Genomic DNA, 26,700 nt, shown 5'->3' with positions numbered 1-26,700 from the left:
TTCACTCCTGTTAGTTCCGGAGGGCTTCCAGCCATTTACTGAATTGCGACTTCACGCTCAAGGCCAGCACGTCGATCTCCAGCATGCGAACCAGTCCCTGTTCATCCTTCCGTCCGTCCTTCATCATGCGAAGCACTTCCAGAACCGTAATGCCAGCAGCATGGGTTTCAAGCTGAGTCACTGGAGAATCCGCACTAACCTCCCCTTCTTCAAGCACACGGAAATAAAAACCGCTATAGCCCGTGTTCAGCACCCTTGCTGGCATATCCTTAACTCCGTGCTTTTGTGACAGCTTAAAGCATGGATACCGGGGCTGGCTGATCTGTACAACCGCATCCCCTATCCGGTACACGTCTCCGATGCAAACCTGATCTTCCAGCAGTCCTTGCAATGTCAGATTTTCGCCAAATGCGGCATATTCCATCTGCTTGTCCAAGGATCTTTCCCAGTAGCGGTAATGTTCGGCGGGATAGGCGCACACTGCCTTGTCCACACCACCATGATGAACGAGATCGGCCTGACCATCCCCCTCAAAATTTACCGAGCTCAGAAACAGAGGTCCCTTCACAGGCTGCTTATAAATCCCCGTAGACAGGTCCTTTCCTTGGTAATCTACCGTTACCGGCTTTCCTACATTCAGTGATACGATTCTCATCGTCATGAACAAAACCTCCGCCCTATATTCACTTCACTTACTATATGCAATCGGGTATATCCTTGTCCAGGAGCCAAATGGGCTGGTTTTTTCTTAAATAAAAACAGCCCGGCACGCTGCCGGACTGTTCGACCCTATAACTCCAGCTCTTTTGCAAAATGCGAACCGGCCCAATCACGGCATTACAACCATGATTATGATAAGAAGCAGCACATTAAGATATCATCAACATAACGTCCATCCACATAAAACTCCTGAATCAGTCTGCCCTCTTCCGTAAACCCGCAGTACCTGTAAAAAGATAGAGCACCCGGATTGCTGGACAGCACCCGCAGCCTCAGCTTCGAAATGCCTTTGCTGCGCGCGGTATCCTTAGCGGCCGCCATCAGCCGCAAACCGATGCCCTGCCGTTGATAGTCAGGGTGAACCGCGATATTCAGCTCCAGCACATGACGATTACTGTGAAGGCTTGTAGGGTTCCGGAATCCAACATAACCGCACAACTCTCCTTCATGCAGCGCCACGAGCTGCGTGCCCGGCGGACAATGCAGAAGGTAATGATCTCTTGAAGTCCACTCCAGTGGGGCCGGGGCCGTATTACGATCCCAGACCAGTTCATCAAGTGCCATGAGTGCTGCAGCATCCTTCATCTCGGAGAATCGAATGGTCAATGTCTCTTGTCGTGTCTTCATCGCCATCCCTCGCTTTGATCAGCGTTCCCTCTATTATATCAGAGAGGTTTGCTTCTTGCAGACAAGCCTAAGGGTCAAAATTTATTGTTCATGAATGAAGGAGTAAATATCCACGACACAATCGGTTCCGCCTTCTGCAGCTAATCGCTGAAAATCTGCCTTGGCAATACGAACGCCGCCTGTACGGTAGCGGTTCCGGAAGGTATCCCCTGGCACATCCTGACCGTTAATCGTGATACGGGTCTGCTCGGCGTGATCCATATGATATATGAATGTCACTGGCACTCCTGCATAGTTGAATTTAAACTCCAGGCCATCCAATGCCTTCGGCAGAACCGGGTCAATAACCAGGTCTCCTTCCGCTTCACGAATACCAAGGGCATTGGAAATCAACTGGTTCATGTAAATCCCCGGCCCGCTGGAATATATCCGCCATCCCCCTTTGACAGGCACTCGGCCGCCGCGCAGCGCATCAAAAGACTCCTGTGCTTCATAGCGGGTATTAAACTTCCCGTCCGAACTGCTGAAATAGGCATTGCTCTGGCGCAGCTCCGCATTCGGCACGATTTCGGTGATGCCAATCGGATTGATACGCTCAAGCCCGCTCCAAACCTCGCTGCTCTTGCCGAGCTTGGCCATCGCCTCTACATAACGGATATGCGCGTGAACGTACTGAAGTCCAATCTCCCGGCCGAAATTCGCCGCCTGCTCGGCCCGCTTAAAGTGCGTGCTCACACCGCCGGCATATACGGCTGGACGGTTCATCAATCTCACGCCGTCTGGACAGAACAGCTGCTCCCGGATAATCTCGTAATGGCTTGCCGCCTGCTCCGGGGTCAGCAGCTCGCTGATCATGCTGCGCGTCATCGGAAGCAGCCGGTACTGAATTCCCGTTTCCTGATCGGACGGATGAAGCAGGAATCTACTTTGCTCTTTGCTCTCCATATAGACAAAGCCAGGTATGACTTCGGAGTTCAGGATATACGTATTGAAATCCTGATGGATTCCTGCCGCGAGGTCTCCCATCGCATGGGACATCGATGGATCCACACGCTCCATGACACGAGCGAATTGGTTCAAGGTTTGATAGGTCAATGCTACCGTCCAGCTGCTGACCATGAACTGCTTGAGCTGTGCGTTCGCCGGCTGCAGCGTATCATCCCAATCCCCGTCTCCATAAGAAGATAAATGAGTCCCGTGGAGGAAATGATCCTGAATATAGGCGATTTGCTTCTTCACATGCTCAAGCACCGTGTACGTCTGCTCGGTAAAATCGAAGCTGTGTTTTCTCGTGTAAGGTACAGCCGACTCCAGAATGCTGTAGTCCTGTGTAACGGCCAGATAATCGCCCAGCACTTTAAGCGGCCATACGATAATGTCACCGTGACTCTCTTCCTGCTGGATGTGGGCGTACTTATCAAACATGAACCACTGCGGCCAGTTTCCGTCATCCTCATATTGATGTGAATATACCTCAAGCAGGATATCGCGAACCTGCTCGTATTTATGCGTAGCCATGAAATATTCAGCAGGTCCCTGGCATACATCACGCGTTCCCCAAGCGGCACCGCCGTACTGTTCCAGACCGTGCGGTACTGAATAATGTACGAGCATATTGTGCGTATACCACCAGGCCAGCGCATTCACCTTGAACAAGCCGTCGTCCTGTCCGTTCTTCAGGCTCAAATGGAAGCCGTTCATAACGGATGTGTAGAACGAGCGATAACTTGCAATCTCCTCATCGGCCACTCGTGCCGCAAGTGGGGCGTCCACTGCATCAAGACAGCCTTCTACCGTCATCGTCCATTCCGCACTTTCGCCAAGCTCAAGTACGGTTAAGGAGGCACTGCCAGGTACAGTGTTGCTTGCCAGGCAAGTTTCGTCCATAACCCGCATATCGGCTCCTTTTACGCCAAGGCGATAATGCAGTTCCTTGTACACCGAAGAACTGAGCGATGCCGAATCAGCACGGAACGTAAGGATATCGTCTTCCTGAACCATATGATAAGGTACTTCATATTCATTGACATCCATCGTGATCTGCATGGTGGTCAGATAACGATAAGACCTTCCACTCTCAGATCGGACTTGAAGCGTAACCTCCGGCGCTGTTGCTGACGTAAAGTTAGTGATGATCAACATATCGCTTTCGGTTTTGTAGTACCACCGCACATAGTTAAAGCCGATCTCAAACACAGACGGCATCGTCAAGAGACGATACACTCCGTCCATCTCCACATAAATACGCTGTCCGGATGTCTTCGGTACATTTAATGCATTCCGTGCATGACTCATCATTTTGTTGAAGTTCGTGTTCCCTGTCACTAGCTGGGAATTAAACACGCCATACATGTAGGAGGTTGTCGTGATAACAGGACTCCCCAGCTTCACATTGTTGCCGCTCATCAAGATATGGCCATGCGGACGCTCTACGCGAAGCTCCTTCTCCTTCATGACGATATGCTCATAAGTATCCGTGAAGAACGAAAGCAGCTCTTCTCCGTCACGCTCCTCTTGGCGGCGTACAGGGAACAAAGCGTTCAGCTCGTCTTCCGTCAGCGGCAATGTCCGCAAAGCCTCCCCGAAACGCTCGCATCGCTCGATCCGGGGCAGCGAATGGCCTGAGTCCTTCAAGCGGCGAGCTTCCACCTGCTGCCATGCGGCCTGAAGTTCATCCTGGAATTCCAGCGACGTGACCGCTTCCGGATGATCCTCCTTAAACAAGCCGTAAAATACGAACCGGGCCGAGCTGTTTAACGTTACGCGAGGGGACTGCAGAGCAGTATAGGCAAACTCGTATTGATAGACCTCATTCGGCAAGCTCTCCTTGAACAAAGCTTCCACCTGGTTCGTCTCCTTATAGGAAAGGCCAAAGAACTGAAACCCGTCCGTTGCATACCCGGCCGCAGAAGTTAGCGCTCCTTGTTGAAGGTAGGGGAATGCGCCTCCTTGCGGCTGATTTTGGCGGGAGCACACCACATAATCTCGATCTTCCTGCTGGAACACGGCATGGTCGATATATTGGGACAGATACGCTTCATTGCTTCGAACGGCACCAGGATGAGCAATTCCGATATCCTGACCGTACACAACGTCAGCTTCGATTCCCTTTCCCTGGAGCTCGACGTCCCAGAACCACGCCCCCGCATCCGTTGGGGTAAACCGTACTTTATAATCCACTCCCTTGAAACTACCTTCCCACAGCATCCGGTTATCCGCATAAGTAACCACACTGTTGGAATTTACTCCGAGCATAGGAACGGCCTCGATGCCGCTACCCGTATGGATTCTCAGAAATAAGTTGCTCAGCGCCCCGTCAATCGGATTGGAGAGGAGCTGATTAATCATCGTTGTGCCATAAGTGGCTTGATAAAGATCACCACTAGGCAAAAAGGAAAACGTCAATTCTCCCGTCTGAAGTACAACTTTTCCATCGTTCGTTACATGATTGGCTGTCACAAATTTCACTTCCTATTCTGCATATATGATGTGAGTCGTGTTATGTTCGAAGCGAAAAGGCCCATTTTCTGATTAACTCGAAACGTTTTGATGTTTCTGAAAATGACTAATAACTTCCTGTAAAACATATAATTTATAGGCCTTTTCACTAAAAATACAGCAATCCAAACCAGAGAAAAAAAGTGCTTGTTGGCAGCTATAATTCGAAACGTTTCAATATAAAGGGACAGCAAATTAGGGTAAGGGCAGCCAATCCAGCACACGCTGAATTTTACGGTCCCAATATCCCCATTCATGACCACCTGGTTCTTCCTCGTAGGTAATGTGAATCCCCAAGCTGTCCGCACACTGTCTAAAGGTCTGATTATCTTTATACAGAAAATCTTCTGTCCCGCAGCACTGATACAGCATCGGTTTCTCGCCCTGATATGCAGCAAATTCCGAAGCTAAGTACAGCAAATCGTCCCGGCTTCCCTCCAAGCGGTCGACGCTTCCAAATAGAGTGCGGATTTCGGCCTCCTGAAATCCCCGGCCTGCAGCACGGCTGGCAAGATCCAGCCCTCCCGACAGGCTTGCTCCCGCCGCATAACGCTCCGGATAAGTCAGGACCAGCTTAAACGCACCATACCCGCCCATCGATATTCCGGCGACAAAGGTATCTTCCCTGCGTCTTGATACCGGGAAGAACGATTGAACCAGCTGCGGAAGCTCTTCACTAAGGAAGGTAAAGTAAGATGGACCGTTAGCCATGTCCATATAATAGCTTCGGCCCACTCCCGGCATCACCAGAGCAATGCCTTTATTCTCGGCGTACCGCTCTATGGATGACCTGCGCATCCATTCGGTCTGATCGGCACCTCGGCCGTGAAGCAAATAAAGCACCGGCAGTCTCGAAGAAGAGCCTGATGTCATCAACTTGGCTTGTGGTAAAAAAACCTCAATGCCAGTAGACAGTTCCAGCGTTTCGGAATAAAAATCACATGTGATCCATGCCAAGCTCCTCATCTCCGATCCGGTTCTTTAATTCTCTACTTTGCTCTTTCCCGCGGAAGCACGTTCCATCATTTCCGTCGTCAGCATGTAAGACTGCTTTACAGACTCGCCACTCAGGATCTGAAACAGCAAATGCGCTGCGAGCGATCCCGCTTCACTCTTCGGCTGCCTGATGGTCGTCAGCGGCGGATTCACATATTCGGCTAGTTGTATATCATCATATCCGATGACCGATACATCATTCGGCACTGATATCCCGCTTTCCTCGAACGCCTTCAATCCACCGATAGCCATCTCATCGTTACCGTAAAACACCGCCGATGGGAGCGTCCCCTGCATAATCATCATCTTGGTAGCATTGTAGCCGCCCTCGCGCACAAAGTTGCCGCTTAGACGCCATTTCGACTGTTCTTCCAGCCCGGCTTCCGCGAGCGCCCGTAGATACCCCTGATAACGCAAATGGTTATCGTAAGAATCCGCGGAACCGCTAATGTAGGCCACTTGCCGATGACCATTCTCAATCAGATATCGGGTAGCCGTGTAGCCTCCTTGTTCACCATCGACCAGCACATTGACCAAATATTCGCTGCACAAAGGCCGATCCATGATCACAATCGGAAACTGGGGACCGGAAGTCTCGATCAGAACTTCATCGCGGATATTCGGCGCGAGAATGATCGCACCGTCGGCTCTTTTTTCCCGCAGAAATTTGACCGCAGTTGAATCTCTACCGCCCATCGAGCTGCAGGCGATCAGATCATACCCATTGGTTAAAGCCACTTCCTGTACGCTTCGAATCAGTTCGGAATAATAAGGACCGGATAGATCCGTCAGAATAAGAGCGATTGTGTTGGTGCGGCTCCGCTTCAAATCCATGGCAAATCCGTTCTTACGATAATTCAACTGCCTTGCTGCCTCGAGCACCTTTGATCTTGTCTTCGAACTCACTCTGCTGTCGCCACTTAACGCATATGAAGCCGTTGATAAGGCGACACCAGCGAGCTTTGCCACATCCTTTATCGTTGCCATTTCTCTTTCGCTCCTTCTACTACTATAAAACTCTATCTATCTTATTTCATGCCAGAGATCGTATATCCTTCAATAATATGTTTTTGGAAGAAAGAAAATACGATAATAATCGGAACTACCATAAATGCCGCGCCTGCCATCTGCAAGCCGAAATCGGATCCATGCTGTCCCTTCAATAGCTGCAGACCTACCGAGAGTGTATACAGCTTTTGGTCATTCGCCATAATAAGCGGCCACAGGAAGCTGTTCCAGGCGCCGATGAAAGCCAAAATCCCTTGAACCGCAAATACCGGCTTTGTGATCGGAACGATCAAACGGAAGAAAATTCTGAGCTCTCCCGCTCCATCCAGCCTTGATGCCTCCATTAAATCTGTTGGAATCGTGGACATGAACTGACGGAACAGAAAAATACCGAATGCACCGACCAATCCCGGCAGCACGATCCCTGCCATTGTATTGGTTAAACCCATGGCATTAATCAGCAGATAAACCGGAATCATGGTCACCTGTCCCGGGATCATCATTGTCGCTAGCACGAGGTAGAACAGTTTTTTGCTGCCTGGAAACTCGAACTTGGCGAATGCATACCCTGCAAGGGCATTGAGGAACAGACCAATGAACGACCAGAACACAATAATGAGCGTATTTTTGAGGTATACGATAAAGTCCAGCTTCGTAAATAGATCCACATAATTTTTGAGGGTAAATTCTTTCGGTAATAACGTCGGCGGAACCGCCGTAAATTCATTTTCCGGCTTGAATGAGGACGTGATCATCCAGATAAATGGAATCATCATCAGCAGTCCCCCTGCAATGAGCAGCACCGTCATGAATGTTTTCTCGATTCTTTTAGCTGCCATACTCTAAAGCCTCCTTCAGCTATGATACGGAATATCGCCTAAGTCTTAATACTCAACATCTTTTCTCTTGACTGCGAATTGTAAGATCGTTACCACGATAATAATGAAGAAGAGTACAAACGATCCTGCAGCGGCATAACCGAAATTACTGAGCTGGAAGCCATTATTATAAATGAAGAGGGCCATCGACATGGTGGAATTCAGCGGTCCGCCCTTTGTCATAACCAGCGGCTCTTCGAAGAATTGAATCCAGCCGATCAGCGTTGTGATGGTGACAAAGAAGGTCGCAAAGCTAAGCAGCGGAACAGTGATGTATATAAGCTTTTTCCACTTGCTCGCACCATCGATTTCAGCCGCTTCATAATAAGAACGCGGAATACCCTGCAGCGCCGCAAGAAAAATAATCATATTCAGACCGATTGATTTCCATACAGCCAGAAGGATCAGAGATAACTTGGCTAAGGTAGGATCATTCAGCCACTGCTGTGCGGGAATGCCAAACCAGGATAGCATATGGTTAAAGAGGCCGTAATGGCTGTTATACAGGTAACCCCACACAACTGCGACCGCCACAATATTCGTAATGGAAGGCATATAATATACAACGCGGAACGTCTTGAACAGCCATCCCGTGCCATAGTTAAGCAGCAATGCAGCGCCCATGGCAAGCATCACGACAAGCGGAACTCCGATAATAACATAGAACATCGTATTATACAGGGATTTCAGGAAAACCGGATCCTTGAATACATTCATGAAGTTATCAAAGCCGACGGCTTCAATATTGGAATAATTGGCGAGACCCGCCAGGTCGATATTCGTGAAGCTGATGACAAGCGCAATGATGATCGGAATGATAGAGAATGTCAGAAGCAGCAACAGGGCAGGCGCAATAAACATATAAGGATACTTATAGCGGTTAAAACGCTTGGTAAAGTTCTGCAAAGTCATTCACCTCCTGCAAAAATGGGTAGGCATTGGAAGCAGTCAGGCTTGTTTCATCATCATCTGAAGAAACAAGCCGGGCTGGGTTACAATCTTATATTATTTGGATAGTATCTCTGTCGCTTTCGCATTCAGTTGGTCCATCTCAGTCTTGATGTCAGCACCTCCGACCGCAATTCTCTCAAATGCACCAATCGCTTCTTGCGAGATAGCATCCCATTCTTTGATGAATGGAACAGGCTGAGCATGCTCCAGTTGCTTTCCAAACGTAGCGAAGATCGGATCTTCAAAGCGTTTGTCTTCCCATGCACTCTTAATAGCAGGCAGGTTTTTGGACACATCGTAGTTAGTCAATTGTGAGTCTTGTTCGCTCATGAAAGAAATGAATTTAACGGCTTCATCTGCGTTCTTGGTGCTGCTAAATACGGACATGTTAGCACCGCCAAGGAAAGAAGTATTCGTTTCTTTTGCAGGGAGGGTTGTAGTTGCCCATTTACCCTCAATTTCAGGCGCTTTATCTTTCACACCTTGGATCATCCAAGGACCGCTGATAAACATCGGGAATTGTCCGTCCTTAAATGCGGCAAACAGATCCAGATCACTCGCGAGCGGCGTCATGCCTGTATCGTAGAAGCTCTTCAGATACTCCATGGCTCCCATGTATTCCGGCTCGTTAAAATGAGGCTTCCGATTCTCGTCGATCATAGCGCTTCCATTCTGCCAAGCAAACATGGACAAGTAGTTCATATCCTTAGCATCGATGGTAATCGCATAATTGCCGTTTCCTCTGGCAGCCAACTTCTGGCCGGCATCCTTCATATCATCCCAAGTCTTAGGACCTTCCGGATAGCCTACTTCAGCCAGAATATCGGTGCGATAGAACAAGACGCGAGTTTCCACGTACCATGGAATGCCGACAATCTTGTCGTCGTAGCTCATGGTTTGAACAGCACCGTCAAAGTAATTCTCCGGCTTCAAATTCGGATATTGGTCAAGATACGGCGTCAGGTCAAGCAAAGCGCCGGCTTGCGCGAATTCGGGAATCCAGGTGGTGCCCATCTGCACGACGTCCGGACCGCTCTTCGAAGCAACCGCTGTCAGCAGCTTGTCATGAGCACTTCCCCAAGGAATCGATTGAACGTTTACTTTCACGCCGGGATTTTTCTCTTCATATTGCTTAATAAGTGTTTCGTCCGTTTCGTCACCCATCAACCATACTTTCAATTCCTGCTTACCCTTACTGCCTTCATCTGCTTTCTCAGACCCACCCGAGCAGCCAGCTAATACGGCCGAGAACACCATTAGTGCAGCCAACATCCCTAACCATGTTTTCCTTCTCATCCTACAATCACCCCGTTCTCAATATTTACCTCATGTAAAACGTAATGCGACACCCAAATTGAAAGCACTTACTTCGAAACGTTTCGATTTTGTTCGAAAAAATAAAGACGTCGGATAAATACTCCCTCTAACATCCTTTTTCTTCATCATTCCCCCTATTACGCAAATTCACATGTTATATCTACGTGTGAATTCTCTGCTTCAAACCGCTAATATGAAGATTTCTTGCTTGATATCTTAGAAAATCCCACTTTTATTTGAAACGTTTCGACACGTTTATTATAGCTTCCTCTGAGAGCGATTTCAATATTCTTTTTTAATTTTTTTATTCGATATTTAATTGGGAAATACTGCGGTTTTATCTGGACACACGATAAACAAGCAGCAGGCACGAAACATGCCTGCTGCTTAGTCCTATCGTCATATTCCCTTACTCACCAACACAATCTATCCGTTAAACGTGATACTTCATTCTCGCTGCGATTTTTTTAATACATCCGGGAAATTCTTATTCAGTCTGGCATGTACCATAAATGAGAAGAAGGACATGACCGCTATACCTACAGCGAGCCAAGCGACGGGCGTCAACCCCCCGCCATCGTATAGCGTTCCCATAGCATAGGGTCCAATTACCCTTCCGGCGGCCCCCATTCCTCCTGCCACGCCAATATAGAACGGCGCATTATTGCCTGTACGGTCTGCGATAAACGCCGGAATGGCCGGTGAGACCAGCATTTCTCCAAGCGTCGCCAGCACCATCCCGAGCATAAAGCCAGGATAATTATTCATCACAACAATGATCATGTAGGCTCCTGTATAAAATAGCGCACTGAACGTCATCTGAGCTGTCTCCGTACGAGCGAACCATCGTTTGATTAACGTCGTCAGCGGCTGAGCAACAAAGATCAAAATTCCATTGAGTGTCCATAAATAACTAAAGGCGGCCTTGGACATGCCTTCGGAAATGATATGCGGCGATACTCCGGTATTCCATACCGAAACACCAAACCACATAAACAGAGATCCCAGGCCCATGAATAGATAGATCCGAATATTAGCCAAGAGAGCCCATGCACCTGGCCCGGCTGGCAATGGATTCTTTACCTTTGGATGTTGACTTGTCAGTTCTCCCTCTGCTCCATCGAGGCGCATTAAGTAAATCCAGAAAAACACGGCAAACCCAAGCGATGTTATTCCGTTAGCCACGAAGCTTAGATGATAGGAGATTTCGGCCAGAAATCCGCTCATTGCGGTTCCGAGCGCAATTCCGATGTTATTGGCCACATATATGACATTGAAGAGCTCTCCGCGACGGTCAGCAAAGCGAAAGCCAATAAATGCCTGGATTGCCGGCAAGGATATCGCATTACAGAACCCGATAAATAACATCATCGGGAGGAGAAGCGGCCAGAAGCCATGGATAAACGGCAGCGAAAACAGCCCGACTGCATTCAGCACTAGCGAGCCTACGATTAATCTTTTGACACCGATGCGGTGATACATTGCACCGCCTAGCAGTTGACCTGCAATGCCTCCCATGGATTGCAGCAAGATCACAAGCCCTGCATCCTGCATACTTCGACCAAGTTCATCAAATACATACATCGTTGTCAGCGGCCACATCAGGGAACCACCGGCGGAGTTTACAAGGCTCGCAATGAGAAAAGCCCTTACTTCCTTAGGATACTGTTGTAAAAATTTCATCTGTCTCTCCCGTATCTCGTCAGAATGAAGAAGAAACGGTGAATCGTACCGACTGGAACGGCATCCGTTTCTGCGAAAGAACCTTATATTGGGCATCAATCAATAGGCATGACAAAGAAAATAGAAACGACTTTCTCGCCACTTTACTTGACGAAAAAGCGTTTCTACTTGTTCGCACTTGAAAAATGCAGTCAGGATCTCTACTTATAGTATCGCTCAATTGGCCTTCTCGAAGCAAGCACTTTCAGTGACGCTTCACCTTACCGATGATGGGTAGTCCCAGGCCATTCCATATCATTCCCTGCAGCCCTATATCACCCGGATATCTTTCTTCTTCTTGCTGGAATGCGAATTTGCACGGTGGTACCTATCCCTATTCGGCTGTAGATTGAGACGCCGTAGACATCTCCATAATGAAGCTTTACCCGCTGGTCAATATTGCGAATGCCACAGCCCATATGACTGCGATCCTTAGGATCGAATATCTCATCAATTCGCTCCTGCTTCATACCCAGGCCATCATCGATGATGCGATACAGAATATCATCACCTTCTTTATTCACCGAAACCCTGATATGAATGCGATCTCCGCTCCAAGCATGCTTCAGCACATTCTCAATAAATGGCTGCAAAATCAGCTTAAGGGTTTCATATGGCCATATATCCGGATCGATATCAAACGTGACTTCCATACGCTGACCGTACTTCACCTTCTGGATATCCAGATAGGCGCTGGCCTGCTCAATCTCCGATGCGATCGGAATCAAAATCCTTCCTGAATTTAAGGTGAGCCGATAAAATTGCGCCAATTGCACAACCATATCCTGAAGTTTCTCCGTCTCTCCAAACTTAGCAAGCTGGTTAATGGAGGATAATGTATTGTATAAGAAATGAGGATTAATCTGCGTTTGCAGCATCTCCAGCTCTGCTTCCTTCTTTTCGAGCTGAGTCAAATATACCTTTTTGATTAATGCTTCGATATCCTCTCCCATCGCATTCAAAGCATCCGCAATTTGAGGGAATTCGCCTTTTCCCCGATAGGTGATCCGTTTATGCAGATCCCCCTCCCGAAAGGCATTGAGTACGCCGACGATTTTCATAATCCGCTTGGAGAAAGATCGGGAAATCTTATATCCCGCATACGTAAAAATGACCACACAGATAAAACAGATGATAATAAATACGGTTTGTACCCTCTTCGCTTCCTGTTCGATAATGGTAAGCGGTACTTGGGCTACGATCTTCCAGTTCTTCTGTGGCAAATCTTCCTCGATGGTCAAGTAATTCCGCTTATCATATGTGGCCACAGGAGCATTCTTGCCCTTCTGGTCGCTAGATCCCATACTGTCTTTGTCTTCGACAAAAGAATCGCTTGACGTAAACACTACATTTCCATAAGGGTCCAGCACGGATAACCGGCTGCCATCTCCAAGCCTTGTGTAATCCACGCTATCGAACAGCTGAGACAAGCGGACACTGAAGCGCATGATTCCCACTTCTTTGATTTCGAGTGGATTCTGCATATCCACGATGCGTCGTATCATCGAAATCCGCCCATCCCGCTCGTCCTCTTCTACCTGTCTCCACAGCATCGTTGTATTATATCGTTCTACTGGCATGGTGAAATACCAAAACTTAGCTGATATCCGAGATATATGGTATATATCATAGGTTTGCACATTGAAATCTTCTTTATTTTCGCTATCCCAATCTACATACTTCGGATATATCGTTGGATTATGAAAATAAACAGATAACCGCAAATTAAGGCCAACTGCCTTCGAAGCACTCTCCAGCTTCGGGAGTATTACTTTTTTCATACGGTTATAATTATCCGTCCCCGTTAATTCCCTGCGCACACTTTGTATTAACGTAGTATCGTCATACAGTGTTGCCGAAGTCTGAACGATATCATCTACTTTATAAGCTACATTATCCCGGATCTGCTTAAGTGTTCCCTGGATGTTGACCCGCGTCTGTTTGCGCATCATTTCATCATAAATAGACTGAGAAATATAGAAGTTTACGAATACCAATATCAGTATAAATACTGTAAACGTTAACATTAGCTTGTAGCCAATAGGAATATACCCCAGCTTCTTCCGATTGCTTCTGGATGATGGGATCCAGCGCTTATTCATCCTAGTTCTCTCTTTCGGTATTCCATAGGTGTCATGGCAAACTTCTCTTTAAACTGCCTACTGAAATACGGGAGGTAGCGATAGCCAACCTGATCAGCGACTTCATAGATTTTGAGACCAGGCTGTTTCAACAATTCACATGCTTTTTCCATACGCAGCTGGACAAGCAATTCATTAAATGTGCTTCCGGACCTCTCTTTGATTAAAAATCCTATATGACTCGGCGAAAAAGAAAAATGCTGTGCAATATCCTTTATCGTTATATTCTCACTCATACGTTCCTTCATCGTTTCGATCACACTACGAATAAATTTACCGTCCCGGGAATTGGATTTCTCATATAATCTTTCGGAAATTTCGAATATACGCTGAATGAACCAAGAACGAATATCACTAACGGTTTCGAATTGCATCAATATATCTAAATGATGGATTTCCATGCCTAACAGTTCGAACAGATCTTCATTTCGGCTGCTTAAATATTGTTCGAGCTTCCATATAATATAATTCGACATATTATGCACAGTAAATCGGGAGCGCAGATTCCGTATGGAACCGAATAATTTCTCCAGCTCATCACAGATTTGGACTAGTTCGTATTCCTCCATGGCCTTTAATAAGGTGTTCATACGTTCATCCAGCATCTTGGCATCAAGCATGCCAGGCTCCGTACTAACGTCTTCGTACTTGATCACGTTTCCCTTGCCCAAAAACATCTTGCCTTCCACAGCCTCCACAGCTTGTCTATAAGACAATTGAAGCTGATCCAGCGTGTATACGGGCTCACCAATACCTGTTGTCATAGACGTTGTTAACTGCTGCTGAACGCTATCCATTAATGCATCTATCACTGCATTGAAATTACTGTCTTCCAGCAGAATCGCCACTCGCTGCGATGATAGCTTGCAATAAGGAATCATGCCCATCTTGGCAATCGCCTGTTGAATATGCTGCATGAAGGTTCTCGCCAATTCCTTCTGAGTAGTTAGACTGCCTGCTTGACGCCATGATAGATTATCAAGCTCCATAACAGCCACGCGAATCGGCCAATTCAATTGATCAAATTCATATGAAATACTCATCTTTGCCAACGATTCCTCCGACTCCTCACGTTCAAGAAGTCGTATGAGAAAATCGCTTTTGACGATTGGAATCATCTCTTGGTATGCCATCTCCACTTCGCGATGCTTCAACTCATTATCAAGATCCCGTTTCACCTTGAGCAATGACGAGATCAGTTCTTTATCGTTCATTGGCTTCAGCACATAACTATAAGCTTTTAGAGACAATGCTTCCTGAACATAACTAAATTCCTGATATCCACTGACAAATATAATTCGTATATTCGGTTTATGTTCTAATGCAATACGTGCAAGCTCAAGACCGGACATATAGGGCATGTTAACGTCGCTGACTAGAATATCAATGTCCTTATTCTTAATGATCTCACATGCAGATAATGCATTATTAATACCATCTACTACTTCCATGCCCAGATCAACCCAAGGAATGAACCTCTTCATACCTTCCAAATCTAGTTCCTCATCATCTACGAGCAGCACCTTGTACATGGTAATCCCCCTAGCCATTTGTAAAAATTGCCCTTATTTTCATACTGATATCATACTATACATAATGAGCTAATGGATACAAAAATAAGGGTAATAGATACTAAAACAGAATCATCCCAAAGAGCCCGAGGGACTCATTGGGATGATTCATTACAATGGTTCGATTAAAGATTATTTTTTCTGTTTCTCAAGATTTGCATGCCACTTAGCTTCACGGAAATCAAGAAGCTGCTGGTAACCCAGATCCATCAAACTCTGATTTCCTTGGTCAAGAATTTGATCTACTTCTTCATCACTCTTAGCCATAACGGAGTTAGCATAAATTTCGAGGAACAATTCATCCACAGATTTAGCGATAATATCTTCATCTGAGTTTGGAGGAGCATCAAGACCAACAAATTCAGTAACGTTTAATTGTGTCGGCCAAGTAACCGTTTGTTGGTAACGCACTTCCCACTGCTGTTCTTCTGGAGGAAGGGTGGACATATACTTCCACTTAGCAGGGTCAATGTAACTCGTATTACCTACGAGCTGCCACGGGCTATTCTCAGATGAAATTTTTGTTACTTCTTCTCTATCATAATTTTCTGTGAAGTTTGGTTGACCATTCTCATCGAATCCATTCCAGTTCTTACCTTCTGGACCGAAGAATTGAACGTTCATACCTTCTGGACCTGTCATCCAGTCAAGGAATGCGAAGATTGCCTCTGGATCTTCGGCTGCTGTAGTGATATGTGCAGCGTTCCATCCAAAGCTCGTGTAAGTACCGGCAGTCATCTTGTTCTTATCCAGTCCTGGCTTATGAATAGGCCAAATCATGAAATAACCGCCATTTGGATCGTCCTTCGTTAATTCAATCTGTGCTTTTGATGCGATATCTGTCGGGCTTGAACCTGCAAATACAGCCACTCGACCAGTCATTACTTTCTCTTTAACCATATCCTCGGTTTGGCTAAATGCATCTTGAGAAATAAGTTTCTCTCTGTAGAGCTTAGCGATATATTTCTGAGCTTCACGGAATGTTGGATCTGTAAGTAACGGAGTCAGTTTTCCATCCTTTGGAACAGCAAGCAAGTTTGCTTTTAAGTTCGAATAGCTTAATTGCTCTCCAAATGCCGTATACAATACCCCAAGTCCTTGTCTATCCTGCGCACGGTGCGGTTCGAATGGAACAATGGAATCACCATACTTGTCTTTAACCATCTTCAAGTAGTTATACAAATCGTCAGTTGTTTCAAGTGGTGGCTGACCTAACTCATCATAAATTTTCTTGTTAACAACATAACCTGCAGTACCATAAGGATTGGATGAGTACCAGTTAGGGAATCTGTAAATCTTTCCGTCTTCATGACGAAGCAGATCCAGATCGCCCATCCATGTTTTCAAGTTAGGATATTTATCTAACCAAGGATCGAATGCAACCAGCTTACCTTCTTTTTGAAGGCTTAAAATCATTGGATCGTCACGGTCTGTCCAGATCATATCAGGCAGATCATCAGATGCAATCATTGCACTCAGCTTTTGCTTATGTGCTCCATTAGCTGCGATTACATCGATTTTCACTTGCTTCTCTTCACTTAAATACTTACCAAGCGGAACGCTTTCCCACTTAGGGAAGTCTGTTCCTTCATAGTGAGCATAAGCTGTAAACTGAAGCGGCTTCTCACCAAGTACCCACTTGCCTTCATCACTGCCCTCTGCTGGCGGGTCCTTTTTCTCGCCGCTATCGCCGTTTGCTGCAGGCGGTGTTGCCGGAGCCGGATCAGCTGTTTTGCCGCCGCCGCATCCTGCCAGAGCTGTGGCCAGTACGAAAATCAACGATACCATCAACAGCCAAGACTTTCTTGTCTTTCTCATGTACTAAACCCCTCTCATTCTAAAAATATATATGTTCAAAGCTGTTCGCCTTAAACCGTTCTTAAAACTACTCTTTCAGTGAGCCTACAAGTACACCTTTAACAAAGTACTTTTGTACAAAAGGGTATACAAGAATGATTGGCACTGTCACTACAATCATCATCGCCATTGTGAGTGATTTGGAAGTAATCTGTTTGGATCGTTCCATTAACATAGCAGAAGCGCTATCAAGTACTGAGTTTGAATTCGTAACAATATTGGCATTCAACGTCTGTCTTAATATCGTCTGTATTGGAAGCAAATTATCAGTAGTAATGTAAATACTAGGCAAAAACCAGTCATTCCAGTGACCTACGGCTGTGAACAATGCCAGGGTTGCAATTACCGGACCGGACAGCGGAAGTATAATCCGGAAGAACATTCCCCAGTTGCTGCAGCCATCAATACTAGCTGACTCTTCCAATCCAACAGGGAGACCTTTAAAGAAGGTTCGGAATATAATCATGTTCCATACGCTAATTAAGGATGGAATGATAAATACCCAGAAAGAGTTCATCAAACCAAGCGAACGGATCAGGAGATATGACGGAATTAATCCCCCAGCAAAGTACATTGTGAAGACAAAGAACACCATGTAAAAGTTCCGACCGATCAAATAGTTACGAGTCATTCCGAATGCCAAAAGGGCGGTCATAAATATTGATGTTATGGTTCCGACTATGGTCCGGCTAATGGATATAAAGAATCCATTAGCCAATCGGTCGTCATCCAATATAATTTTGTAATTCTCCAGTGTGAATTCCCGAGGCCAGAAGGTAATTCCGCCTTTAGCGGTGTCTACACCCTGGTTAAAGGATACGGCCACAGCATTCCAGAATGGATAAAGTGCTGAAAAGGCCAATAAAGTAAGAAATGTATAGATCAAGACAAGCACGATCTTGTCACCAGTGCTAATTCTTTTTAGCATGCTGTACCTCCTGATTGCTACTGATTATTACCATAGACTGTTACCGGATCTTCGGGCCGCATAGTTAGCGATCGTAAGCAGGAAGACAGCGATGACCGATTTGAAGAGTCCGATGGCAATCCCGTAAGAATATCGATTCGCACCTAGACCGACTCGATAAACATATGTATCTACAACGTCGGCTACCGGCCTTAGTACAGGGTTAGAGGCCAACAGCAAGATATCCTCGAATCCTGCATCGAGCAGTCTACCGATTGCAAGTATCATAAAGATGATAACGACTGGCATAATCGAAGGAACCGTAATGAGATAGATCTGCTTTGTCTTGCTAGCCCCATCGATGTCTGCAGCTTCATACAGAGCCGGATCAATACTGGCTATGGCGGCGAGATATACAATCGAGTTAAACCCAATCTCTTTCCATACGTTAGCCGAAATCAGAATTGTCCAGAAATATTGTTTTAGAGAAAGGAAGTTGATCGGTTCATCAATGGCCCCCACACTCTGCAGCAGCATATTCACACTACCGTTCTCTGTGGAAAGCATTGCAATTACAAATCCCGCGACAATAACCCAGGACAAGAAGTGAGGCATGTAGGTAATCGTCTGGATCACTCTCTTGAAGAACATATGTCGAACTTCATTCAACATCAGTGCAAGAATAATCGGTGCCGGAAAACCAATAAAGAATTTAAGTAAACTGATTACAATCGTATTCCGAATAATCCTCTCAAACTCTGGGGCATTAAAAAAAGCTTCAAAGTGCTTGAAACCAACCCAGGGATTGTCAAAGATATTTGACCCTGTAAAAATGCTGTAATCCATAAATCCGGTAATTACACCGTACATCGGCAGATAGGCAAAAATGAAAACCAGAATAACTCCTGGTAATACCATCAGCTGAACATCCCATTGCTTCAATAAGCGCCTAAATAAGCTTTTATTATGTACCTTTGGCTGCCGGGAAATGGGTGATGGTTGCTGTTCTGTAGTAGCTTGCGGCATATTTATCCTCCCGTTACAAATTGATGTAAATACATGCCGGTTCTCTGAAATCTTAGACTTCGAAACCGCTTGCAATTGACCTAGTACCATTCTACCCATGGAAATATATTGAAGCTATATAATAAAAGCCCGATTTTTTATACTTCTACCGGAAAGTTCGATAATTTCTATCAAAAAAGAGACTGCCTTCAGGTCATATAGACCTATAAGACAGTCTCTCTATGCATCTTTAGGCAGCGGTCAGTTAGGCCTGACCTCTACCACCGTTGAGAAGAAGGTTGCCCCCTCACCGAGATCGGCCAACCGGTCGGACGTTAAGGCGTTGGCCCGCTGCTTCCGTCCATCTGCATCCCACCACAAACCTTGACTCACCACAGTACCGGGCAGCATTTTTTCCACAATCTTGGCCCGCACTTCGAATGTTCCCCGATCATTATAAACGCTTACCCACATTCCATCTTCGATGCTGCGCTCGGCCGCATCCTCCGGGTGAATTTGCAGAAAAGGCTCCTTCTCCAGCTTCTGGTGCTTGGGAACGTTGGCGAAGGTAGAATTCAAAAAGTTATGCGTCGGCGGCGAGATAAACATGAGTGGATATTGATGGCCCCGTCCCCGCCGGATGCCGTCATAGCCTTCCTTTAGCGGCACATAGGTGGGCAGCGGCGGCAGTCCTGCTGCCGCAAGTGCCTCGGAATACAGTTCGATGCGCCCCGATGGCGTTGGCAAATGATCCAAGTACGAAGCATATGGAGTGAGATTCAGCTTCACATGGCGATGCTCCTTCAAGGCGCTTAATGTGACCCCGTCCAGGTACGGATTATCAGGATAATCAAGTGCCCTTGAAATCATCTCTTCCTCCGTTTCGGAGAAGGCAGCCTCAGGGAATCCCATCGCCCTGCCCAATAGAGAGAATAACTCCACATTCCCCTTGCTCTCACCCTGTGCAGGAATGACCGGCTCTTGCAATTGAATATACGGATGCCAATAGGAAGCGAACACATCGGTATTTTCAAACGAAGAGGTCGCCGGAAGCACGATATCTGCGTATTTTGCCGTATCTGTCATAAACAAATCATGAACCACAGTAAACAGATCCTCACGCGCAAATCCGGTGCGCACCCGCTCGGTATCCGGTGCCACGACCAGCGGATTGCTGCAGTAGACAAACATTCCCTTAATCGGCTTGTCTGTCATCGCCAGTGCCTCACCGATCCGGTTCATATTAATCGAACGCGCCTCAGGATTCGGCCTTAGATCGGGCCGCTCGAGCGCATCGCCGTTCATTGAGCTGTATCCGCCATTAGATTTAGCCGCGCCTCCGCCTGGCTTCAACCAATGGCCGGTTAGTCCAGGCAAACAAGCGATGCTGCGAACGGCCATTCCACCGTTGTCATGATGCTGAAGCCCATTGCCGATATGTATATATGCGGCTTCGGCACGGCCGTACATCGCAGCCAATTCCTCTATATGTTCAGCCGGTATCCCAGTAATGGACGATACATAATCAGGCGTATATTCGGTTACGTGCTCTCTAAGTTCCGCGTGGCCAAGCGTATATTGCTCCATAAATGTTTCATTCACTAGTCCATCACGGAATAAAATATGCATTATACCAATGGCAAGAGCCGTGTCTGTACCTGGGTGAAGCGGAATAAACCAATCGGCCCACTGGCCCGTCTGGTTTTTGTGTACATCAATGACAATCACCTTGGCCCCGTTCTTCCGGGCTTTCTCTGCCAACACGACCTGGTGCATATTCGTACTGACGATGTTGCCGCCCCAAACGATGATCAAATCGGATTGAATCGTCTCCTCGGGCAGAGTTCCAGCATTAAAACCCATGACTGATTTCCAGCCTTCATTACCAGCAGAATTGCATATGCTCTGTTTCAATTTACTCGATCCGAGTGCGTTGAAGAAACGGCGATCCATCCCGTCGACGCCAAGGATGCCCATATTGCCATAAAAGCTATACGGCAGTATGCTCTCCGCCCCGTATTCCTCCGTCATTGCCTTAAACCGTTCTGTTATTTCGAATATAGCTTCATCCCAGCTAATCTGCTCAAAAGCGCCTTCTCCCTTGGCTCCGACCCGGCGCAGCGGATACATTAAGCGTTCCGGATGATAGACCCTCTCTGCCATATTTCGCACCTTATTACATATCGCGCCCTGTGTAACAGGATGGTCCGGATTACCGGTAACCTTAACGATTCTACCGTTTTCCTTATGCAGCAGCAGGCCGCAAGTATCCGGACAATCCAGTGGACATACCGCCGGAAACACGCCGTTTTCCTGATGAATCATATCTTGTGTCATTTCCCATTCCCCCTTCTGCACGGCTGCATCATATCTCCCTATCTTAAAAGAATATCAGGGTTCCAGTAAAGCCGAACATTTTTTATATGAAGGTGATTCACAATTCTTCCAGCCGGGTATATTCCTATCAAGAGCATAGAAGAGGAACCCAGACCCTTTCTCTTCCTTGCCAAATCATGGACCACTCCCAAAAAAATTCGCCATGTCAGTGTCTCCTCCCCCGAGACCGACATGGCGAATTTGTTTTTGTATACCGCGAGTTAAATGATAAAGTAAGAAGCCCAGCATCCTAAGAAACCTTCGGTGTGGAATGTACCTGCTGCGCATTACCCGTGCTGGGTGCAGACGGCGGCAAAGCTGCGTCACGTTCGCCACGGGGAACGGCCTGATCACTGCTGCTATTTTTTAAATATACGGATCCATAGGCCATTCCTACAAACAAGGCGCCCCCAACAAAGTTACCAAGCCATACCGGGATGAAATTCATCAGATAATCACCCCAGCTGAAATATCCCTCAAAAATAGCCGCCGGAATGAGGAACATGTTCGCTACTACGTGCTGAAAACCAATCGCGACAAAAGCCATCGTTGGAAACCAAATGCCCATAATTTTGCCGCTCATCTGATCTGACCCGTAGGAGAGCCACACGGCGAGAGCAACAAGCCAGTTGCAGCCGATGCCCGATAAGAACGCCTGCAGGAAGCTGTCGTCCAGCTTATGTCCCGCCATGGCCACAAGCTTCTCCAGATAAATGCCGCTGGCTGTCAGTCCGGTTACATGGCCAAAAAAGTAAGCCACGAACAATGCACCCACCAGGTTGCTTATCGTAACGAGCGCCAGATTTCGAACCATCTCTATCGTGGATATCCGCTGTTTGAATCTAGCCAATGATACGGCCATCATGTTACCTGTCAGCAGTTCTCCCCCTGCCAGCAGCACAAGAATCAATCCGATTGGGAATACGGCTGCACCTATCAAACCGGCAATACCTCCCCAATCTGACGAAACTCCTGCAATTACGCGAATATCCAGCAAAAAGCCCAGCGCAATAAAAGCTCCCGCCAGGAATCCTAATATGATGACATTCATCGTGGAATTATGTGCTTTTTTGACCCCGGTCTCCATCGTTATTTCGGCAATTCGCTCAGGTTTGTAGAAGGCCATAGCCACTCCCTCATTTCTACTGCTACCTGCCCTTCAAGTCTGTGGCATCCACGCAGCTTATGATCGTTCCCTGTTATCGTTACCTGTATTGAAGTTACCTGTATTGTACCGCATCTTCACCATCTATTACGTGAAATATATCACTTATTGTGTCCATTGAGGGTGGACATCTGGCAGATGAGACAATTGGACTTCCAAACAAATTCTTTTTTCTTTATAATGTCGGAATGGATGGGTCACATCGGGGAAATCTATCTAAATAAACATCTAGGAGACTCCATTTATGAGCTTGAAACACAATCTGCTTCGAAAGAAGCCGATCCCGATTATACAAGACGGGGAAGTACGTACCGCTTTAAAAAAACAGCTTGGCGTCATGGATCTCATCGTTCTTGGCGTTGGGTCGATCGTAGGCACAGGGATTTTTGTATTAACTGGCGTCACAGCCGCCACCCATGCCGGTCCAGGACTGATCGTTTCATTTCTGCTGGCGGGTCTGGTGTGCGCCTTCTGTGCACTCTGCTACGCTGAATTCGCGTCCTCCGTGCCGGTGACCGGCAGTGCCTATACGTACAGCTATTCAACCTTTGGCGAAGGCTTTGCATGGCTGATGGGCTGGGACCTTCTGCTCGAATACGGCTTCGCCAGTGCACTTGTATCCAGCAGCTGGTCAGGCTATGTTCAGAGCATTCTGGGAGGATTCGGAATTCATCTTCCTACCGCGATTACCAGCGCCTTCAATCCGGGCAAAGGCACCTACGTGGATATACCTGCCATATTCATCGCCCTGCTGATTACGTGGATCGTATCTCGCGGGGCGAAGGAATCGACAAGGCTTAATACCTTTATGGTCTATTTGAAAGTCGCGGTCATTCTGCTGTTCATCGGCGTGGGAATTTTCTATGTAAAACCCGAGAACTGGACACCGTTTCTCCCATTCGGCATGGAAGGAGTGATGACAGGAGCTGCCATTGCCTTTCTCGCTTATATCGGATTTGATGTCATAGCGACAGCAGCCGAGGAGGTCAAACAGCCGCAGAAAAGCCTCCCGATCGGTATTCTGGGCTCACTCTTGATTGTCTCGGTATTATACATTGCAGTTACTGCGGTGCTGACAGGCCTTGTGCCATACAACCTGCTTAATGTGAAGGACCCTGTAGCTTTTGCCCTGCTCTATATCCAGCAGGACTGGATGTCTTACTTCATTTCGCTGGGGGCCATCGCAGGACTGACTACCGTCCTAATGGGCGTCATGTTCGGACAATCCCGTTTGCTGTATGCACTTGGCCGGGACGGGCTGCTCCCTAAAAAAATGAGCTCGGTGAACCCGAAGACGAAGTCTCCGGAATTCAGCACCTGGGTATCCGGTATCTGTATCGCTGTGCTGTCCGGTTTTGTGCCGCTTGGCAATTTGGCGGATTTGGCCAGCATCGGTACGCTATTTGCCTTCATTACCGTCTCGCTTGGCATCATCGTGCTGCGCAAAACACATCCGGATTTGAAGCGCAGCTTCCGAGTACCGTTTGTTCCTTGGCTGCCCTTGATTGCCGTGCTCAGCTGCGTATATCTGTTAACCACGCTGCAGCGGATTACCTGGATCGGATTCATCATATGGATCGGAATCGGCATCATCATTTACGCTATCTACGGATACAGGCACAGCGCCTTGGCGAAGGATGAGTCTTCGGATCGCCCCTAGCGGCCTGACATGACTCCATGCCATCGCTCAAATGCTGAGCTGGAGCAACAACATGAAAAAGTAGTGCAGGGATTATCCTGCACTGCTTTTTTTGCTGTCCGGTATCCGTGTTTTCGGAGAATTATGCCTTTGCTGGGGCTTCCACGCTATCCGCCACTTCCGCTGCCTGAATCGAAACATTCGAGATGGGCAGCCTCATGCTGATAAAGGACGACACCAGGAAGAGTGCTCCTGCGGTGAAGTACACAACAACGATGGAGGTTACCGACATATACCATCCCGTGACTCCCGAGCCAATGAGCAGCATACCCGTGAATATCGGCATCATCACGCCATTCAGCCGACCGATGAATTTCTCATCCACCTGCTGCATCATGACTGCCATCAATACCGTTTGCGCCATCGCCAGGAGCACGCCGGTGATGAAACGCATCGTGCCGGTCAGGATCGGCCACTCGGACAACACCTCCACAAAGGTGGAGATGCCGAGGAAGGCAAGCCCGGCGAACAGCAGGTAGGAGCCTTTTATTTTACCGGCAATCACGGCAGCAATGACACCGCCGATTAACATGCCTAGACCCTCAAGTGCAGTGAACCACTGCACGCTGGACATCTCGAGCCCAAGCCGCTCCGTGATGACAAAAATATCGAGCGGCTGCACGAATCCGCTGCCCAGTGCCAGCAATACGTAGATCACCAGCAGCACCTTCAGCAGTCGACTTGAACCGATGTAAGCGAAGCCTGCCTTCATGTCCTGCACAAAAGAACCCGTGGATTCCGATCCCTTGGGCGATTCATCCACGCTGGAAGGAAGAAAGGAGAGCACGATCGCTGATGCAGCGAATATGGCCAACAAGCTGATTAACGAGGCTTGAAGTCCAAAAGCTTGATAGATCGCCGTACCAATCATAGGTCCCAATATGATGAACAGTGACATCGAAGTCTGGGATAATGCGGTCGCTGCAGGCACATGTTCATCTGGCAAGCAGCGCTTGATGATCTTCATGGATGAAGGCTGCGAGAATTGGGATACAACGGCCGATACCAACGTCACGGCAAACACAGCCTGCCAATAACCCGCATATACCACGAACAAAATAAGCAGTATCGATAGAAAGCTTAAGATATCTCCCCAAATCATCGTTCGCTTGGGACGCCAGCGGTCAGCCAGCACACCGCCAATCATGGAAATTACAAAGATCGGCGCGTATTCAATCACCGTTAGCAGCGATACGGCTACCGGGTCATGGTTGCTCTTCTCCATAATGAAGAACAACAGCGCCATGTTGCGGATCCAGATTCCGATATTTTGCATGAAATCCGAAACCATAAGCAGTACAAACGCACGATTCCCAAACAAATGTTTCATTCCCCATCCTCCAATATACCGACTGTTCGGTTTAATTATATGCACAGAGACGCTCCTCGTTGCCTGGAACTAGGAACGCTCTGGTGGATCCATGGTTTTTCTGCTGCTACTTGTTTGCACGGGTTAATACCCCGTGTAAAAAATACGTCACACCCCTGTAGTATAACTCCCTCAATTCCTCCTGGGATCGTTCGAAGTACGACACCGACATCCCATCAAGGAGCGATCCAAAAACGATGGATATTTCCTCCACTTCCTCTGCGGGTATCCGTCCTTCTTGCGCACCCTCGGTTAAAATTTCGCGGTAAAGCCTGCGGGGGCCTTGCACAATCGCCAGCATTTCATTTAAAAGCGACTTATTCTCAGGCTGATTAATATAGAACTCTTCCGCAATCTTGGTGAGCGGATTCTGGAAGTCATCGACCATATGCTCAGCAATTCCGTACAGCTTCTCCTCAAAGCTTACGAAGCGGGCTTTCTTTTCATCCCAGGACTCCATCCAATCCTGATTCTGCTTCGCCAGCAGCTTGACGAACAAATCTTCCTTGCTCTCAAAGTGATAATAGATGCTGCCCTTGCTGGCACCTGTATACTTAACCAGTTCATCCATCGATGTTGCGGCATACCCCCGCTGAATGAACAGCTCCTTCGCCTTATCCAGAATCAAGTCCCGCTTTCGCTGGGCTTTTTCTGTCGACATCCTTGTAAGCACTCCTTACCGGGAAACCGTTGTGACCAATTTCCGTTTATGTTGTTGTCGTTTCTGTCATAGCGTAACAAAAAACCGACTGTACGGTTTAATTATATGGTAAGCATTACCTCATGTAAAGGATGTTTCATGATCCTTGCATGCATAAAGGGGCTGTCCCATAAGTAGGTTTGCTCACTTGACGGACAGTTCGTCAGATAAAAAAATGCGTCAAATGAAGAAA

The 26,700-nt window shown here is 47.3% G+C and carries 19 protein-coding genes; 1 reads left to right on the top strand and 18 read right to left on the bottom strand.

Annotated elements, in window-relative coordinates; translation table 11 throughout:
* Positions 1 to 10: 10 nt before the first annotated feature.
* The 16 genes from AM231_RS26735 to AM231_RS26660 form a co-directional block, all read right to left on the bottom strand.
* The gene (locus AM231_RS26735; protein ID WP_054405363.1) at positions 11 to 661 is read right to left on the bottom strand and encodes an MOSC domain-containing protein; all 651 of its coding nucleotides are present in this window, start codon (positions 659 to 661) and stop codon (positions 11 to 13) included.
* 188 nt (positions 662 to 849) lie between these two features.
* A complete protein-coding gene (locus tag AM231_RS26730) occupies positions 850 to 1,347 on the bottom strand; it encodes a GNAT family N-acetyltransferase (RefSeq protein WP_054405362.1) in 498 nt (165 codons plus the stop codon).
* An 81-nt stretch (positions 1,348 to 1,428) separates the two neighbouring features.
* On the bottom strand, positions 1,429 to 4,806 hold the full coding sequence (locus AM231_RS26725) for a GH36-type glycosyl hydrolase domain-containing protein (RefSeq protein WP_054405361.1): 3,378 nt from the start codon (positions 4,804 to 4,806) through the stop codon (positions 1,429 to 1,431).
* Between the two features lie 234 nt (positions 4,807 to 5,040).
* Positions 5,041 to 5,802, bottom strand: coding sequence for an alpha/beta hydrolase (locus AM231_RS26720; RefSeq protein WP_054405360.1), 762 nt, complete (start codon positions 5,800 to 5,802; stop codon positions 5,041 to 5,043).
* A 24-nt stretch (positions 5,803 to 5,826) separates the two neighbouring features.
* Positions 5,827 to 6,828 carry a LacI family DNA-binding transcriptional regulator gene (locus AM231_RS26715; protein ID WP_053491115.1) on the bottom strand — a complete coding sequence of 334 codons (1,002 nt, stop codon included), beginning with the start codon at positions 6,826 to 6,828 and terminating at the stop codon, positions 5,827 to 5,829.
* Positions 6,829 to 6,869: 41 nt separating this feature from the next.
* Positions 6,870 to 7,688 (bottom strand): carbohydrate ABC transporter permease, encoded by an 819-nt coding sequence (locus tag AM231_RS26710; RefSeq protein WP_054405359.1) that lies wholly within the window; start codon positions 7,686 to 7,688, stop codon positions 6,870 to 6,872.
* A 45-nt stretch (positions 7,689 to 7,733) separates the two neighbouring features.
* Positions 7,734 to 8,639, bottom strand: a complete 906-nt coding sequence (locus tag AM231_RS26705) for a carbohydrate ABC transporter permease (RefSeq protein ID WP_207383692.1) — start codon at positions 8,637 to 8,639, stop codon at positions 7,734 to 7,736.
* A 93-nt stretch (positions 8,640 to 8,732) separates the two neighbouring features.
* On the bottom strand, positions 8,733 to 9,974 hold the full coding sequence (locus AM231_RS26700; protein ID WP_054405357.1) for a sugar ABC transporter substrate-binding protein: 1,242 nt from the start codon (positions 9,972 to 9,974) through the stop codon (positions 8,733 to 8,735).
* A 468-nt stretch (positions 9,975 to 10,442) separates the two neighbouring features.
* Entirely contained in the window at positions 10,443 to 11,678 is a 1,236-nt protein-coding gene (locus tag AM231_RS26695; protein WP_054405356.1) for an MFS transporter, read from the bottom strand.
* Between the two features lie 314 nt (positions 11,679 to 11,992).
* Positions 11,993 to 13,819 carry a sensor histidine kinase gene (locus tag AM231_RS26690; RefSeq protein ID WP_054405355.1) on the bottom strand — a complete coding sequence of 609 codons (1,827 nt, stop codon included), beginning with the start codon at positions 13,817 to 13,819 and terminating at the stop codon, positions 11,993 to 11,995.
* Positions 13,816 to 15,390 carry a response regulator gene (locus AM231_RS26685; protein WP_054405354.1) on the bottom strand — a complete coding sequence of 525 codons (1,575 nt, stop codon included), beginning with the start codon at positions 15,388 to 15,390 and terminating at the stop codon, positions 13,816 to 13,818. Before AM231_RS26685 ends, AM231_RS26690 begins: the two co-directional genes overlap by 4 nt.
* A 171-nt stretch (positions 15,391 to 15,561) precedes the next feature.
* The gene (locus AM231_RS26680) at positions 15,562 to 17,247 is read right to left on the bottom strand and encodes an extracellular solute-binding protein (protein ID WP_054405353.1); all 1,686 of its coding nucleotides are present in this window, start codon (positions 17,245 to 17,247) and stop codon (positions 15,562 to 15,564) included.
* Between the two features lie 67 nt (positions 17,248 to 17,314).
* Positions 17,315 to 18,214: a carbohydrate ABC transporter permease gene (locus AM231_RS26675; protein WP_054405352.1), complete on the bottom strand. Its 900-nt coding sequence runs from the start codon at positions 18,212 to 18,214 to the stop codon at positions 17,315 to 17,317.
* 27 nt (positions 18,215 to 18,241) lie between these two features.
* Positions 18,242 to 19,219: an ABC transporter permease gene (locus tag AM231_RS26670; protein ID WP_054405351.1), complete on the bottom strand. Its 978-nt coding sequence runs from the start codon at positions 19,217 to 19,219 to the stop codon at positions 18,242 to 18,244.
* Positions 19,220 to 19,459: 240 nt separating this feature from the next.
* A complete protein-coding gene (locus AM231_RS26665) occupies positions 19,460 to 21,535 on the bottom strand; it encodes a molybdopterin-containing oxidoreductase family protein (protein ID WP_054405350.1) in 2,076 nt (691 codons plus the stop codon).
* A 289-nt stretch (positions 21,536 to 21,824) separates the two neighbouring features.
* Positions 21,825 to 22,700: a formate/nitrite transporter family protein gene (locus tag AM231_RS26660; protein ID WP_054405349.1), complete on the bottom strand. Its 876-nt coding sequence runs from the start codon at positions 22,698 to 22,700 to the stop codon at positions 21,825 to 21,827.
* Positions 22,701 to 22,983: 283 nt separating this feature from the next.
* Here AM231_RS26660 and AM231_RS26655 point away from each other — a divergent pair, with 283 nt between their 5' ends.
* A complete protein-coding gene (locus AM231_RS26655) occupies positions 22,984 to 24,399 on the top strand; it encodes an amino acid permease (protein WP_054405348.1) in 1,416 nt (471 codons plus the stop codon).
* A 121-nt stretch (positions 24,400 to 24,520) separates the two neighbouring features.
* Here AM231_RS26655 and AM231_RS26650 read toward each other — a convergent pair whose 3' ends face one another.
* Positions 24,521 to 25,768 (bottom strand): MFS transporter, encoded by a 1,248-nt coding sequence (locus tag AM231_RS26650; protein WP_054405347.1) that lies wholly within the window; start codon positions 25,766 to 25,768, stop codon positions 24,521 to 24,523.
* Positions 25,769 to 25,874: 106 nt separating this feature from the next.
* Entirely contained in the window at positions 25,875 to 26,468 is a 594-nt protein-coding gene (locus tag AM231_RS26645; RefSeq protein ID WP_054405346.1) for a TetR/AcrR family transcriptional regulator, read from the bottom strand.
* Positions 26,469 to 26,700: the final 232 nt, after the last annotated feature.

Origin of the sequence: Paenibacillus solani (genome assembly GCF_001277345.1) — a bacterium.
Taxonomy (GTDB): domain Bacteria; phylum Bacillota; class Bacilli; order Paenibacillales; family Paenibacillaceae; genus Paenibacillus_AQ; species Paenibacillus_AQ solani.
Note: the sequence above shows the minus strand (reverse complement) of the source record. Positions and strands in the feature narration are given on the sequence as shown.